General features: G+C 66.6%; 12 protein-coding genes. 5 read left to right on the top strand and 7 right to left on the bottom strand.

Annotation, left to right across the window (positions count from 1 at the left end; translation table 11 throughout):
• Positions 1-9 precede the first annotated feature (9 nt).
• Together FHW79_RS03540 and FHW79_RS03535 are read right to left on the bottom strand one after the other, a co-directional pair.
• The gene (locus FHW79_RS03540) at positions 10-1,182 is read right to left on the bottom strand and encodes an FIST N-terminal domain-containing protein (protein WP_183177655.1); all 1,173 of its coding nucleotides are present in this window, start codon (positions 1,180-1,182) and stop codon (positions 10-12) included.
• 5 nt (positions 1,183-1,187) lie between these two features.
• On the bottom strand, positions 1,188-1,796 hold the full coding sequence (locus FHW79_RS03535) for an arylesterase (protein ID WP_247884138.1): 609 nt from the start codon (positions 1,794-1,796) through the stop codon (positions 1,188-1,190).
• Between the two features lie 145 nt (positions 1,797-1,941).
• On the opposite strand from FHW79_RS03535, the gene FHW79_RS03530 reads away from it, so the two are divergent.
• Together FHW79_RS03530 and FHW79_RS03525 are read left to right on the top strand one after the other, a co-directional pair.
• Positions 1,942-2,676, top strand: coding sequence for an ABC transporter ATP-binding protein (locus FHW79_RS03530; protein WP_183177654.1), 735 nt, complete (start codon positions 1,942-1,944; stop codon positions 2,674-2,676).
• 161 nt (positions 2,677-2,837) lie between these two features.
• Positions 2,838-5,363 carry an FtsX-like permease family protein gene (locus FHW79_RS03525; RefSeq protein WP_183177653.1) on the top strand — a complete coding sequence of 842 codons (2,526 nt, stop codon included), beginning with the start codon at positions 2,838-2,840 and terminating at the stop codon, positions 5,361-5,363.
• Positions 5,364-5,374: 11 nt separating this feature from the next.
• Here FHW79_RS03525 and FHW79_RS03520 read toward each other — a convergent pair whose 3' ends face one another.
• From FHW79_RS03520 to dnaK, 3 genes are all read right to left on the bottom strand, one after another.
• Positions 5,375-6,502 (bottom strand): diguanylate cyclase, encoded by a 1,128-nt coding sequence (locus tag FHW79_RS03520; RefSeq protein WP_183177652.1) that lies wholly within the window; start codon positions 6,500-6,502, stop codon positions 5,375-5,377.
• Between the two features lie 291 nt (positions 6,503-6,793).
• The gene (gene dnaJ / locus FHW79_RS03515; RefSeq protein ID WP_183177651.1) at positions 6,794-7,936 is read right to left on the bottom strand and encodes a molecular chaperone DnaJ; all 1,143 of its coding nucleotides are present in this window, start codon (positions 7,934-7,936) and stop codon (positions 6,794-6,796) included.
• Positions 7,937-8,097: 161 nt separating this feature from the next.
• Complete coding sequence (dnaK, locus tag FHW79_RS03510) at positions 8,098-10,167, bottom strand: molecular chaperone DnaK (protein ID WP_282183968.1); 2,070 nt, start codon at positions 10,165-10,167, stop codon at positions 8,098-8,100.
• A gap of 399 nt (positions 10,168-10,566) precedes the next feature.
• Here dnaK and FHW79_RS03505 point away from each other — a divergent pair, with 399 nt between their 5' ends.
• Positions 10,567-10,770: a hypothetical protein gene (locus FHW79_RS03505; RefSeq protein ID WP_014239027.1), complete on the top strand. Its 204-nt coding sequence runs from the start codon at positions 10,567-10,569 to the stop codon at positions 10,768-10,770.
• A 140-nt stretch (positions 10,771-10,910) separates the two neighbouring features.
• Here FHW79_RS03505 and FHW79_RS03500 read toward each other — a convergent pair whose 3' ends face one another.
• Positions 10,911-11,426: a hypothetical protein gene (locus FHW79_RS03500; RefSeq protein WP_183177649.1), complete on the bottom strand. Its 516-nt coding sequence runs from the start codon at positions 11,424-11,426 to the stop codon at positions 10,911-10,913.
• Between the two features lie 94 nt (positions 11,427-11,520).
• Here FHW79_RS03500 and FHW79_RS03495 point away from each other — a divergent pair, with 94 nt between their 5' ends.
• Entirely contained in the window at positions 11,521-12,429 is a 909-nt protein-coding gene (locus tag FHW79_RS03495) for a DUF1848 domain-containing protein (protein ID WP_183177648.1), read from the top strand.
• Between the two features lie 847 nt (positions 12,430-13,276).
• On the top strand, positions 13,277-14,761 hold the full coding sequence (locus FHW79_RS03490; protein ID WP_183177647.1) for a PAS domain-containing methyl-accepting chemotaxis protein: 1,485 nt from the start codon (positions 13,277-13,279) through the stop codon (positions 14,759-14,761).
• A 220-nt stretch (positions 14,762-14,981) separates the two neighbouring features.
• Here FHW79_RS03490 and FHW79_RS03485 read toward each other — a convergent pair whose 3' ends face one another.
• Positions 14,982-15,347 (bottom strand): response regulator, encoded by a 366-nt coding sequence (locus FHW79_RS03485; RefSeq protein ID WP_014239024.1) that lies wholly within the window; start codon positions 15,345-15,347, stop codon positions 14,982-14,984.
• Positions 15,348-15,573: the final 226 nt, after the last annotated feature.

The following is a 15,573-nucleotide window of genomic DNA, read 5'->3' as shown; positions in this document are numbered from 1 at the left end:
CTATGGTCCTTAAAGGAACAGGGTGAGCACGCCGGTGTATCCGTACAGGCGGGCGTTGGAGATCTCGCCGCTGGCGAAGAATCCGGCCAGCGGGATGTCGCCGAAGGTTTCGCGGATCAGCGCCAGTTCCTGGCTGCCCTCGCCGAACAGGCTGGGGCCGCGGGCGATGCAGCTGACGTAGAGGGCGCCCTTCGGGGTGGTCTTCACGCGCTTCTTCAGATTGGCCAGCATGCGGCGCATGTCGGCCTCGGCACTCTGCTGGTCGCGGCGGGTGAACAGGATGGGCTGGCCGCTCTGCACATGATGGGCGACGGCGATCCAGCCGGCGCGCGGGTCGATGGCGATCAGGTCGCGAACCAGATAGTCCGCCGTGTCGCTGCCGGCGATCGGCAGGCCGGCGAAGATGTAGCCGGACACCCGCTTGAGGTCGCGGGCCAGCAACTCGCCGATGTCCTCCTTGAAGACCTCCAGCGCCGGGCGCCCGTCGATCTCCAGGACGACGTTGTCCTCCGCGGCGGTGATGGTGCGCACCGGCCCGATGGGCGTGCAGCCCTGGCTGAGGCCGGTGGCGACCGGCACCTGCGGCGCGAACAGCACGCCCGACACGCCGCCGTCGGCCACCGGCCCGCCGACCATCGTGGCGGTGTTGCCGGGGATGGTGAATTGCGGGAACTCCGACCGCGAGGCCGACAGACCACCGACCAGGAAGGCCCCCGTTGATTCCGCCAGCGAAACGACCAGCCCGGCCAAATCCTGGTGGCGCGGGTCGGCGTGGGCGAGCGCCAGCATGGCGCCGTGCTTGTCCAGCCAGCCGCCGGCCATGCGGCGCAGCGGCTCCATGTCGCCCGACACCACCGGGAACAGGCGGAAGCCCTCCGGCGGCAGGCGGGCCACCATCACGGCGATGCCCGGCTTGTCGAAAATTTCCTCGTCGTTGGCGCAGACGCCGATGCCGACCGTGCCCACCCAGTCGCGGATGCCGGTGACGCCGCGCAGCAGCGTGACCATGCTCGTCGCGTGCTCGGCCAGCGCGTCGGTGATGTAGAGGAAGCCGAGGTTGCAGCCCTCCACCACCCCGAGTTCGTCCAGGCACGACTTGACGACGGCGCCCCATTCGGTGCCGGTGGCCGATGCGGCCTTGAAATAAGTCTCGGTGGCGGTGTCGCCGGCCGGGGTCGCCATGGGTGTCAGTCTCCGCTTTTGGCGATGCCGTCCAGAAGGCGGGCGACGTGGGGCGTGATGCGCTCCACGATCACCTTCACGCCGGCCGCGTTGGGATGGATGCCGTCGGGCTGGTTCAGCGCGGCGTCGGCCGCCACGCCGTCCAGGAAGAACGGATAGAGCTGTACGTCGTACGCCTTCGCCAGATCCGGGTAGATGGCGTTGAAGCGGTCTCCGTACGCACGGCCCAGGCTGGGTGAGGCGTACATGCCGGCCAGCAGCACGGGCAGCGTCTCGCCGGTCAGCCGCTTCAGGATGGCGTCGAGGTTGGCGCGCGCCGCGGCGGGATCGAGCCCGCGCAGCATGTCGTTCGCCCCCAGCTCCACCAGCACGGCGTCCGGCTTGTCGGCCAGCGCCCAGTCGAGCCGCGACAGGCCGCCCGCCGTGGTGTCGCCCGACACGCCGGCGTTGACGACGGTCACGTCGTAGCCCTTCGCCCGCAGCGCCGCCTGCAACTGCACCGTGAAAGCCTGCGCTTCGGGAAGGCCGTAGCCGGCGGTCAGGCTGTCGCCGAGCCCCAGCAGGGTGTAAGGCCCCTTCCCCGGCCCACCTTGGGCGAACGCGGGGGCGGTCATGCCGATTGCCGCGCCAATTCCCGCAACGACGGCGAGAGCGGCCAGCCCCGACCGAAGGAGGGCCATGTTGAAATGGCGGCGCACCATGCCATATGGCGTGAGGTTTTCCCGCCCATTTCCCCGCCCGTTCCAGAGACGCATGCCAATGTCCCGACCCGATTCCGTTGAGTCCACCATCGTCGATCTCGACGAGGTGCATCTGAGATTGGACAGCGCGGCCGGACCCGTCAACATCCTGAGAGGCTTGAATCTCCGCATCCAGCCCGGTGAACGGGTCGGCGTGGTCGGCCCGTCGGGCTCCGGCAAATCGACCATGATGATGGTCATGGCCGGGCTGGAACGTCCCACGGGCGGGACCGTGCGCGTCGCCGGACAGGATCTGGGCCGGCTGGACGAGGACGGGCTTGCGCGCTTCCGCCGCGACCATGTGGGGATCGTCTTCCAGGCTTTCCACCTCGTGCCGACGATGACCGCGCTGGAGAACGTCGCCATCCCCCTGGAATTCGCCGGGGCCGCCGACGCCTTCGACCGCGCGCGCTCCGGGCTGGAGGCGGTCGGGCTGGGCCACCGGCTGACCCACTATCCGGGCCAGTTGTCCGGCGGCGAGCAGCAGCGTGTCGCCCTGGCCCGCGCCTTCGTCGCCGAGCCGTCGCTGCTGCTGGCCGACGAACCGACCGGCAACCTCGACATCGGCACCGGCGCCACCATCGTGGAACTGCTGTTCGACCTCGCCGAGCGGCGCGGCACGACGCTGGTGCTGATCACCCACGACCCGTCCCTGGCCGACCGCTGCGACCGGACCGTGCGCCTGATGGACGGGCGCATCGTCGACGACGGCACGGCCGCCCGCGCCGAGCGCGTCCGCGTGGCGGGGGACTGAGATGTCCGGGGGGGAGTGGTCGCGTCGCGCCCCCCTCCCGACCTCCCCCCGCTTCGCAGGGGGAGGAGATCAAGCCCTCCCCTGCGAAAGCGGGGGAGGGTTGGGTGGGGGCCCGACGTGACCACCCCCACCACCACCCACACATCCCACCGGACGCACCGATGACCAACCTCGCCCTCGCCTTCCGACTGGCCCGCCGCGAGCTGCGCGGGGGGCTGAAGGGCTTCCGCATCTTCCTGGCCTGCCTGACGCTCGGCGTCGCGGCCATCGCCGCGGTCAACTCCGTCTCCGGCGGCGTGCTGTCGGGCCTGCAGGCGGACGGACGGGCCATCCTGGGCGGCGACGTCGCGCTGCGCCAGATCTACGCCCCGCCGACCGACGAGCAGCGCGCCTGGCTGGAACAGGCCGGGCGCCTGTCGCAGTCGGTGGAGATGCGCGCCATGGCCCGCTCCGCCGACGACCAGCGGTCCACGCTGGTCGAGCTGAAGGCGGTGGAAGGCGTCTACCCGCTCTACGGCTCCGTTGCGCTGGCGCCGGAGGGCGACCTGCACACGGCGCTGGCCAACCGCGACGGGCGCTGGGGCGCGCTGGTCGAGGACGGGCTGCTCGACCGGCTGGGGCTGAAGACCGGCGACACGCTGCGCCTGGGCGAGAGCGAGTTCGCCGTGCGCGGAGTCCTGACGCGGGAGCCGGACCGCGCGTCCAATGGCGCCTTCTCGCTGGGGCCGCGGGTGATGATCGGCCTGCCGTCGCTGGAGGGCACCGGCCTGCTCCAGCCCGGCAGCATCGTCTATTGGACCGCCAAGCTGGCCCTGCCGCCGGGCACCGACGTGGCGGCGTGGCAGAAGGCGCTGACGGCGCGCTTCCCCGACGCCGGCTGGCGGGTCCGCGACTTCACCAACGCCTCCCCGCAGATCGAGCGCTTCATCGACCGCATGACGCTGTTCCTGACGCTGGTCGGGCTGACCGCCCTGCTGGTCGGCGGGGTCGGGGTGGGCAACGCGGTGCGCAGCCATCTCGACTCGCGCGCCCGCACCATCGCCACGCTGAAATGCCTGGGTGCGCCGGGCGATCTGGTCTTCCAGGTCTATCTGCTGCAGATCCTCGCCTTGTCCGGACTGGGCATCCTCTTGGGGCTGCTGCTCGGCGCGGTGGCGCCGCTGGGGCTGGGGTCGCTGCTCGATCAGGTGCTGCCGGTGCCCACCCGGATCGGCGTCTACCCGAGCGCCCTGGCCCTGGCCGCGCTTTACGGCCTGCTGACCGCCCTGACCTTCTCGCTGTGGCCGCTGGGCCGCGCGCGGGAGGTGCCGGCGGCGGCGCAGTTCCGCGACGTGGTCGCCCCCGCCGGAGGCCGCCCGCGCGCCGTCTATCTGGCGGCGATGGCGCTGACCGTGGCGGCTCTGGCCGGGTTGGCCGTCGCCACCGCCCACAACAAGATGTTCGCCGCCTGGTTCGTCGGCGGCTCTATCGCCACCTTCCTCGCCTTCCGCGTGGCCGCTTGGCTGGTGGTGCGCGGGGCCGCGGCGGCGGGGCGGCCGCGCCGTCCGGGGCTGCGGCTGGCGCTCGCCAACCTGCACCGGCCCGGCAACCCGACCGGGGCGGTGGTGCTGTCGCTCGGCCTCGGCCTGACGGTGCTGGTCGCCATCGCGCTGATCGAGGGCAACTTCTCCCGCCGGGTCAACGAGACGATCCCCAAGGACGCGCCCAGCTTCTTCTTCGTGGACATCCAGCCCGACCAGTTCGAGCCGCTGAAGGAGACGCTGACCGCCCTGCCCGGCACCAGCGGGTTCGAGGCGGTGCCGTCCTTGCGCGGGCGCATCGAGACGGTGGACGGCCGGCCGGCGGAGAAGGCGCTGATCAACCCCGAGCAGTCCTGGGTGCTGTCCGGCGACCGCGGCGTGACCTATTCCGCCAAGCTGCCCGAGCATTCGGAGATCGTCGCCGGCTCCTGGTGGCCGGAGGACTACAAGGGAGCGCCGCTGATCTCCATCCACCAGAATGTGGCGAACGCCTTCGGCATCGGTCCCGGCGCCACGCTGGGCGTCAACATCCTGGGCCGCACCATCGAGGCGAAGGTCGCCAACGTCCGCGCCGCCGACTTCTCGACGCTGGCCATCAACTTCACCATGGTCTTCGCGCCAGGCACGCTGGAGCGCGCGCCGCAGACCTGGATCGCCACCGTCCGCAGCACCCCGGCGGCGGAGCCGGAGGTGCAGCGCTCCGTCCTGCAGCGCTTCCCCAACGTGACGCTGGTGCGGGTGAAGGACGCGCTGGACACGGTGGGCACCATGCTGGGCCACATCGGCACGGCGGTGCGCGTCACCGCGGGCATCACGCTGGCCGCCGGCACGCTGGTGCTGGCCGGGGCGGTCGCCGCCGGGCACCGCCGCCGGGTCTACGACGCGGTGGTGCTGAAGGTGCTGGGCGCCACGCGGGCCGACGTGCTGAAGGCGTTCCTGCTGGAATACGGCTTGCTGGGCATCCTGACCGCGGCCATTGCCGGGGTCATCGGCACCATCACCGCCTGGGCGGTGATGACCTTCCTGATGCGCTGGGACTGGACCTTCCTGCCTTCGGCGGTGCTGACCACGGCGCTGCTCAGCACCGCGATCACGCTGGCCTTCGGTTTCCTCGGGACGTGGCGGGCGCTCGGCCAGCCCTCCGCCCCGCTGCTGCGCAACGACTGAAACAGAAAGGGTCAGGCCGGTTCGGGGACGCGGTCGTCGGCGACGATGCGGTTCTTGCCCGACTGCTTGGCCGCGTACATGCGCTGGTCGGCCAGATCGACCAGCCTTTCCCAGTCCACCGGGCGGTCGTGGAGGTATTCGGCCACGCCGACGCTGGCGGTCTGCAGGGTGCCGTCCGGGCGCTTGCCCAAGCCCCGCTCGTGCAGCCGTTCCACGGCGGTCAGGGCGCCCTGGCGGGCGGTGTTGGGCATGATGACCACGAATTCCTCCCCGCCCCAGCGGACCATCACGTCGGACTGGCGCAGCATGGCGCGGATCGACTCCGCCGCCCGCCCGAGCTGCTTGTCGCCCTGGTCGTGGCCGAAGCGGTCGTTGATCGACTTGAAATTGTCCAGGTCGAAGAAGATCACCGACAGCGGATGGTCCGAGCGCTGGGCATGGGCGAATTGCAGCCGCAGGAGTTCCTCCCCGATGCGGCGGGAGAAGGCGCCGGTCAGCCCGTCGTGCGACGCCTGATCGACCAGGGCCATCATGAAGTGCAACTGGCTCATCGCCGCCAGCGTCGCCACCACCATGATGAGCACCAGCAGCCATAGGGCGCCCAGGTAGGAGGGGAACGGGAAGACCAGCGAGCCGTAGACCCCGGCCAGCATGTGGGCCGCCAGCATCGGCGTCGCGAAGGCCAGCCCCTCCAGCGCGGTCAACGGGAAGACGCTGAGCCCCGCCACCATCACGAAGGGCAGGAAGGCGTAGCCGGCGGCCACCGCCAGCGCGCTTCCCGCGATCATGTCCTCGTTCAGCATGGGGTGCGAGGCGAGGAAGAAGACCGTCGGTACCGCCAGCAGCAGGGCCAGCCCCCGCCACGCGCTGCCCATGTCGTCGCAGATCCGGTAGCCGAGCGCCAGCGCGCCGAAGGCGAAGCTGGACACCAGCCGCAGGCCGGCCAGATAACCCCACAGCGGCCAGGGGAAGATGAAGACGTCGATGACGATCCACAGCGGCGTCAGCACCGCGAACACCGCCGCGACCATGCGGACGCGGGAATGGATCAGGACGGCCCGGCGACGCTGGATGATCGGGGTGTGGCCGCCCGGATGCATCAGGTCGCGCAACTGCTCGAAGGAGAGATCGCCGCTCACCGCCTGGAATGCCCTCTCCGCGAACCGTCTGAGGAGATTAAGCGCTTGTTGATACACGCGATGCCCCCCATCGGCAACGGCAATTGCTGTGATTTCCAGGGATACGTGCGTATGCGGCGCGGCCTGTGGCATCAACGCATTTGTACGTGATTTGCCGGGACAGTCTTCCCGCCGCCCGCCGCTGTCAACGCCGAAGTGGTCATACCACCGGGGCAAAAGCACGCGGCGCGCATGAAAAAGGCCCGGCTGGGAACCGGGCCTTTTCCTGTGGTCGGAACGAAGGGACGGCGATCAGTCCTTCAGGTCTTCCCAAAGCTCCTTCACCTTGGCGAAGAAGCCTTCGGACTGCGGGTGGGAGCCTTCCTTGCCGGCGGTGTCGAACTCGCGCAGAAGCTCCTGCTGCTTCTTGGTCAGGTTGACCGGAGTCTCGACGACGGCCTGGATGTACATGTCGCCGCGCTGCTGGCTGCGCAGCACCGACATGCCCTTGCCCTTGATGCGGAACTGGTGGCCGGACTGGGTGCCGGGCGGCACCGTCACCTTGGTGCGGCTGCCCTCGATGGTCGGCACCTCCACCGTGCCGCCCAGCGCCGCGGTGGTCATGGGGATCGGCACCCGGCAGTGGATGTTGGCGCCGTCGCGCTGGAAGATCGGGTGCGGCGCGATGGCCAGGAAGATGTAGAGGTCGCCCGGCGGCGCCCCGCGCAAGCCCGCCTCGCCCTCCCCGGCCAGACGGATGCGCGTGCCGTCCTCGACACCCGCGGGGATGTTGACCTGGAGGGTCTTCTCCTTGCGCAGGCGCCCGGCGCCGCCGCAGCTCTTGCAGGGGTCCTTGATGACGCGGCCCTGGCCGTGGCAGGCCGGGCAGGTGCGCTCGATGGTGAAGAAGCCCTGCTGGGCGCGCACCTTGCCGTGGCCCTGGCAGGTCGGGCAGGTGACCGGCTGGGTCCCCGCCGCGGCACCCGAGCCGCTGCAGGAATCGCAGGCGACGGTGGAGGGAACGCGGACGTTGGCCGTGGTGCCCTTGAAGGCCTCCTCCAGCCCGATCTCCAGATTGTAGCGCAGATCCTGGCCGCGGCCGGACGCGGCACCGCCGCCGCGGCGCCCGCCCATGAATTCCCCGAACATCTCGTCGAAGATGTCGGCGAAGCCGCCGCCACCGCCGCCGAAATCGAAGCCACCGAAGCCGCCGGCCCCGCCGCGCCCGTTCTCGAAGGCGCCGTGGCCGAAGCGGTCGTAGGCCGCGCGCTTCTGCTCGTCCTTCAGGACGTCGTAGGCTTCGCTGATTTCCTTGAACTTGTGCTCGGCGTCCTTGTCACCCTGGTTGCGGTCCGGGTGATACTGCATCGCCATCTTGCGGTACGCTTTTTTGATCTCGTCCGCGCTGGCGCCCTTCGCCACCCCGAGCAGCTCGTAATAGTCCTGTTTCGCCATGGGCCCCGACCGCCTTCACATACAATAGACCAATCGTATCTCCGGCCCGCCACCGCAGGACGGATGACGGGCCGGACGATACTGCATGGCGCCGGGTTCTCCCGGCTGTGACACCGGAGGCAACGGGCGGCTGCCCAACGATTGCCTCCGGTTCCGAACGCTTACGCCGACTTCTTCTTGTCGTCGTCCACTTCCTCGAAGTCGGCGTCGACCACGCCCGGCTCGTTCGGGGCCGCACCCGCCGCACCGGCGGCACCGGCGCCCGGGGCCTCGCCCTGGCCGGCCTTGTACATGGCCTCGCCCAGCTTCATCGACACCTGGGCCAGCGCCTCGGTCTTCGCCTTCACGGCCTCCAGATCCTCACCGTCCATGACCGACTTCAGCTCGGCCACGGCGGCCTCGGCGGCGGTCTTGTCGGCGGCGGGGATCTTGTCGCCGTTCTCCTTGATCGTCCGCTCGGTGGTGTGGATCAGGGCGTCCGCATGGTTGCGGGCGTCCACCAGCTCGCGCCGCTTCTTGTCGTCGGCGGCGTGGGCCTCGGCGTCCTTCACCATCTTGTTGATGTCGGCGTCCGACAGGCCGCCCGACGCCTGGATGCGGATCTGCTGCTCCTTGCCGGTGGCCTTGTCCTTCGCCGTGACGCTGACGATGCCGTTGGCGTCGATGTCGAAGGTCACCTCGACCTGCGGCACGCCGCGCGGGGCCGGCGGGATGCCGACGAGGTCGAACTGGCCGAGCAGCTTGTTGTCCGCCGCCATCTCGCGCTCGCCCTGGAAGACGCGGATGGTCACCGCGTTCTGGTTGTCCTCGGCGGTCGAGAAGGTCTGGGACTTCTTGGTCGGGATCGTCGTGTTGCGGTCGATCAGACGGGTAAACACGCCGCCCAGCGTCTCGATGCCCAGACTGAGCGGGGTGACGTCGAGCAGCAGGACGTCCTTGACCTCGCCCTTCAGCACGCCGCCCTGGATGGCGGCGCCGATGGCGACCACCTCGTCCGGGTTCACGCCGCGGTGCGGCTCACGGCCGAAGAACTGCTTCACCGCCTCGATGACCTTGGGCATGCGGGTCATGCCGCCGACCAGGATCACCTCGTCGATCTCGTTGGCCTTCAGGCCGGCGTCGCGCAGAGCGGCCTTGCAGGGCTCGATCGTGCGGGCGACCAGCTCGTCGACCAGGGCTTCCAGCTTGGCGCGGGTCAGCTTGACGTTCAGGTGCTTCGGGCCGGACTGGTCGGCGGTGATGAAGGGCAGGTTGACCTCGGTCTGCATGGCCGAGGACAGCTCGATCTTCGCCTTCTCGGCGGCTTCCTTCAGGCGCTGCAGGGCCAGACGGTCCTTGCGCAGGTCGATGCCCTGCTCCTTCTGGAACTCGTCGGCGAGGTAGTCGATGATGCGGGCGTCGAAGTCCTCACCGCCGAGGAAGGTGTCGCCGTTGGTCGACTTCACCTCGAACACGCCGTCGCCGATCTCCAGAACGGAGACGTCGAAGGTGCCGCCGCCGAGGTCGTACACGGCGATGGTGCCGGCGCCCTTCTTCTCCATGCCGTAGGCGAGCGCGGCCGCCGTCGGCTCGTTGATGATGCGCAGCACTTCCAGGCCGGCGATCTTGCCGGCGTCCTTAGTCGCCTGGCGCTGGCTGTCGTTGAAGTAGGCCGGGACGGTGATGACCGCCTGGGTCACCTTCTCGCCCAGATAGTTCTCCGCCGTCTCCTTCATCTTCTGCAGGATGAAGGCGCTGATCTGCGACGGGCTGTACTTCTTGCCGACGGCCTCCACCCAGGCGTCGCCGTTGTCGCCGGAGATGATCTTGTAGGGGACGAGGCCCTGGTCCTTCTTGGTCAGCGGATCGTCGTAGCGACGGCCGATCAGACGCTTGATCGCGAAGAGGGTGTTCTCGGGATTCGTCACCGCCTGACGCTTGGCCGGCTGGCCGACCAGGCGCTCCGCGTTCTGCGCGAAGGCGACCATGGAGGGCGTGGTGCGCGTGCCTTCGGCGTTCTCGATCACCTTGGCGCTGGAGCCTTCCATGACGGCCACGCAGGAGTTCGTGGTGCCGAGGTCGATGCCAATGACTTTGCTCATGTTCAGCCTCTGTTGTTCGGCAGATGCGTGGCGGCCCGTTTGGTCCGGCACCGCCGCGATCCCCTTGGGGTCGGTGGAACGGTTGGGTGGATTCACGTCTGTCGCCGGAGATATAGGCAGGTGCGTTTCGGGCTGCAACGTCCTGGTCATTCCGCCAACCGTCAAAAGACCAAAAGGTGACGCGCTCGCCGAGGCATATCGTCGCGCCCGGGGCTTCGCGCCGCAAGTGAATACCGGGGTATTCAGAAGCATAAGACGTGCAACCAGCCTCCTTCACCCCCCTGCCGTGCCGGAAGCGGTCTGTTACAGGGCTTTAACACAAGCAAAACACCCGCAACCCAGCCATGTTAACTTTTCATTAACAAGTAATGGTGTGCATTACAGCGCACAATCAATTGCCGGTTGCCTTGTTTCTTTGTTGTCCGAAGATTCTAATAGTGGAGAATCGAAGGAAATATGATATATCCCTCCTGGTCAGGGGGCCGCTCTTGCACGCAGGCATGGCTTTCCGAAACGGGACCGTGTGCAGCATTCCATAGGGGGATCAAGATGATGGACGAACGGCGCGACATGGCTCTGGCCATCAAGTCCTGCCTCGACAGCCTTATGGACGACGCGACGAAGTGCGACCTGGACGATCTGGCGCGCTTCATCAGCCTGGCCGCCCTGGCGGCGGAGGAAGCGGCCATGGCCTTCGATCCGAAGGCGGCGCAGCTGAAGGCCCTGATGTCCGGCGGCGCCGGCCACTGCTGACCACCGGACGCCTGACCGCCTGAGCGCCCGAACCGGCGCGGGAACGCCGGGGACATCGCGCCCGACCAATCAGGCCGCAAAAGACGAAGCCGCCCTCGACGGGGCGGCTTTCCTGTTTGCGGAGCCTGTCCCGAATCGTTCTACAGGATCTCCGCCGCGCGGATCGCCCCGTCAAGCAGGGCCAGCGTGCCGGCGCAGGACTCGTCGCCGTCCATCACCATGGGCAGGCGGTAGCTGAACATGGCCGCCGCGGCCTTGCCGTCGCGCTCCGCTCCGACCAGCCACAGGTAATGGGCGTCGGTGCCGCCGTCCTCCTCGGTCATCATCACCGCCTGGGCGAGCACGCCGTCGTCGCCCCAGGGCTCGACGATGCGGTCGCTGGCCCGCGGGTCGTCGGGACGCACGAAGCGCAGCGCCATCTCGCGCAGCACCGCCACGGCGCCGTCCGGCCCGTCCTTGGGCGCCACCCGGTCGGTGACCAGCCGCAGCACGCCCCCCGCCGGGGCCGGCGGGTGGAAGGCAGCAACGGCGTGGCCCTCATGCTCCTCCACCTCCGGGCGCCAGCCGTCCGGCAGCCGGAACCGCACCACCCCTTCCCATTCCACGCTGTGGCCCATCCCATGGCCCGCTGCGTGGCCGTCCTGTCCGCCCGTCACGGCATTCTCCCCTAGATCCTGTGACGGCACTTTAGGCCGAAGCGCCGGCGAATCCAGCCTTGATCGCGGCCCGCCGAGCCGCCATGGTCCGGCGATGATCATTTCCGCCAGCTACAAGACGGACATCCCCGCCTTTTACGGGCGCTGGTTCCTGAACCGGTTGGAGGCCGGATACTGCCGCATGGCCAACCCTTATGGCGGCCAGACCTACCGCATCGGTCTGAGCCGGGCGGAGGTCGACGGATTCGTCTTCTGGACCAAGAATCTCGGCCCCTTCCTGCCGGCGCTTGAGGAGGTCATGGGGCGCGGCTTCCCCTTCGTCGTCCAGTACAGCATCACCGGCCTGCCGGGGGCGCTGGAGCGCTCCGTCCCCGACGCGGAGCGCGCGGTGGAGCATATGACCCGGCTGCGCGACCGCTGGGGACCGCGCGCCGCCGTCTGGCGCTACGACCCCATCGTGACGGCGCCCATCATGAAGGCGCCCATCATGAAGGCAGAGGCCACGCCGTTGTCCTGGCACCGCGAGACCTTCGCCCGGCTGGCCGGCCGGATGCGCGGCCTGACCGACGAGGCGGTGGTGTCCTTCCTACAGCCCTACCGCAAGACGGCGCGCAATCTCGACGCCGCTGGCGTGCCCTGGCGCGACCCGGACCCGGAGGAGAAGCGCGCCCTGCTGGCCGATCTCGCCGGAATCGCCGCGGAACACGGCATGGCGCTGACGTTGTGCACCCAGCCGGAGCTGGCCGGCGTCCCCGGCACGGCGCCGGCCCGCTGCGTCGACGCGCAACGGCTGTCCGACGTCGCCGGGCGGCTCATCGGCGCCCGGACGAAGGGCAACCGCCCCGGTTGCCTGTGCGCGGAAAGCCGGGACATCGGGGAGTACGACACCTGCCCGCACGGCTGCGTCTACTGCTACGCCGTCGCCAACCGCGCCACCGCGCAGCAGCGCTTCGCCGCCCATGATCCGGCGGGCGAATTCCTGTTCCCGAGGGCGCCGGCCTAGGTTCCGTCACCCGTAAGCGCGGCTGCCACGGCCTTGAACCGGATGGGTACGAAAACACGTGCGCGCAGCGCCGGATGCAGTCTGAGAAGAATAGCCACCGGACAAAATCACAGTCAGATGAAAGGTCACGAATATAAGTAAATTCCGCATTCATCGTTCAATGATCAAAAATCTTAAAGACAAGATTACGTTATAAATTCAGCCCAATATCTTATCAAAATTCCTTTATTAAGCATTATCTATATATAACATTATGTTAGTTTATTCATTACAGATATAATTGCTCATATTATATTATAAGCGCACACCAATAGACCAGTTTACCACACAGAACTTCAGAAGAAATTCTGGTAATTCACCAGCGACCTTCCACGAATAAGAGAGAAGTGAATGCTCATTACGTTGCCGAGCGGATTTGGCCTAGACCGATGAGGTGGTTGCCGCGAGGCGGCTGAATGGTGAAGGACAAGCCACGCGAACGCTCGCATGTCGCATGCGGGATGGTTTCCACGTGCGCTATCAGGAGAGACGGCATCCCCCAACCCAATTGCCCATTTGGAGGTGCATTGTGAACAAAATGGTAAAATTATTTTTAAAATTTAACAGTTTTGCGCTTTGCAGTTCATGCATTTGCATTCTGCGCCGAATGGGCTCTGAGCACCGTCATGAAGAGTAAGATATGGAGTCTGTAAAGGCCTTTTCCGGAATATGACCCTGAAAAACTGTCTGAATTGAAGACCCCATTCTCCCGGATTTTATGTCTTTCTCCGTAGATATGGAAATTTCTCATGCTTGGCATGCATCTTGCTGATCGTTCGTTGGTTGAACATTTAAGAAAGAGATTGTCATGTTCGGATGGAAACGCTCGGATAATCAGTCTGAGGCGACTGACAAGGTCAATGCGCTGAGCAAGTCCCTAGCAGTCATCGAGTTCGAACTCGACGGAACCGTCATCACGGCCAATCAGAATTTTCTGAGCGTGATGGGGTACACCTTGCCTGAAATTCAGGGCAGGCATCACCGGACCTTCGTTGACCCCGCCACCGCGGCCAGCACGGAATATGCGCGGTTCTGGGAGACGTTGCGCCGCGGCGAGTACCAGGCCACACAGTTCAAGCGCGTCGCCAAGGGCGGGCGAGAGGTCTGGATCGAGGCGTCCTACAATCCCATCCTCGACGCCAGCGGTCGGCCCTACAAAGTCGTCAAATTCGCTACCGACATTACCGAGCGCAAGACACGGGAAGCTGATCTTCAAGGGCAGGTAAACGCCTTGAGCAAGTCCCTGGGGGTCATCGAGTTCGAACTCGACGGAACCGTCATCACGGCCAATCAGAATTTTCTGAGTGTGATGGGGTACACCTTGCCTGAAATTCAGGGCAGGCATCACCGGACCTTCGTTGACCCCGCCACTGTGGCCAGCACGGAGTATGCGCAGTTCTGGGAGACGTTGCGCCGCGGCGAGTACCAGGCCACACAGTTCAAGCGCGTCGCCAAGGGCGGGCGAGAGGTCTGGATCGAGGCGTCCTACAATCCCATCCTCGACGCCAGCGGTCGGCCCTACAAAGTCGTCAAATTCGCTACCGACATCACCGCAAAGATCGAACTTCTGAACCAACTCAAAACACTGATCGACCAGAACTTTGGAGAAATCGGGGAGGCACTCCATCGTTCTGACACGGAGTCCGGCTCTGCAATGAATGCCGCTACGGAAACGTCCGCCGGCGTGCAAACGCTTGCAGCCGCAGCGGAAGAGTTGGCCAGTTCAACATTGGAAATTTCGAACAGCATGGCGAAATCCAGGTCCATGGCCGAACAAGCCCAGAACCAAGCTGGAATCGCAGACCAAGCGACACAAAAGATGTCTGACGCAGCCCGTCAGATGAATGGGATCGTGGAACTCATTCGGAGCATTGCCGGCCAGATCAATTTGCTGGCGCTGAATGCAACGATTGAAGCGGCCCGCGCCGGAGACGCCGGGCGGGGCTTCGCCGTGGTGGCGACTGAAGTTAAAAACTTGGCCAATCAGGCGGCCCGGGCGACCGACCAAATCTCGTCCGAGATTGATAGCATGCAGTCGATTTCCAATGATGTGGTGACTGCACTTGGTGGGATCCGCAGTTCGATCAGCTCGGTCCGCGACTATGTGCTCACCACGGCCAGTGCCGTCGAAGAGCAGACCGCCGTCACGACGGATATGTCTCGCAGCATGCAGGGCGCATCGAGCGCCGTCTCCGCAATCAGCAGCAATATTGGTGAAATCGTATCTTCGATCCATCAAGTTACAGCAGCCGTCATAAAAACCAAGGAGGCTGCGCGTGTTCTAGCTCGCTAATGAAAAATCTGTAAATTGGGGGAACTATATTAAGTCTTGTTGTGGGCCGTGAGGAGGCATTCACGGGAGGATATTCTTGAACTCCCTCCTCGTGAACAGGAGAAAATCCCCTTGGCGGCATGGGTATGAACGTGGATGCCGTTGCACAGATGGCCGAGGCGGCGGAGCGCCGCCGTCGCGCTGGTGCGGCAACGCCCCGCGCCACTCGTGAGGACAGCGGTTACGGGCAGACCTTCTTCACGGTCTCGACCAGCTTGTCCGGGTTGAAGGGCTTGACCAGCCAGCCGGTGGCCCCGGCTTCGCGGCCGGCGGTCTTCTTGGCGGGATCGGCCTCGGTGGTCAGCAGCAGGACGGGGGTCGCGCGGTTGAGCGCGCTGCCGCGGATGGCCCGGGTCAGGGCCAGACCGTCCATGCCCGGCATGTTCAGGTCGGTGATGATGCAGTCGAACTTCTGCCGGTTGACCTCCGCCAGACCGGCGGTTCCGTCGGCCGCCTCGGTGACGCCATAGCCGGCGTTGCGCAGCGTGAAGGCGACCATGTCGCGGATGGTCTTGGAGTCGTCGACGGTCAGGATGGTCTTGGCCACGGGTCCGGTTCCCTGAATGAGCGGCCGCCCGGAACGGGCAATTCACGGGGCGCCGCGAGACTCCCCGACGCGAATCGGGATTCCGATGCGAATAGGCGAAGGACCAGCCCGGCGCAAGCCCTTCGGTGCACAAAGGATCGCGGGCGGACACTCACCTGGAGGCAGCCGGACAAAAAAAGCGGCGCGCCGGACCATGCCGCCGCGCCGCCGCAAGAGACGTGCCTTC

The organism is Azospirillum sp. OGB3, assembly GCF_014192915.1.
GTDB lineage: Bacteria > Pseudomonadota > Alphaproteobacteria > Azospirillales > Azospirillaceae > Azospirillum.
Note: the sequence above shows the minus strand (reverse complement) of the source record. Positions and strands in the feature narration are given on the sequence as shown.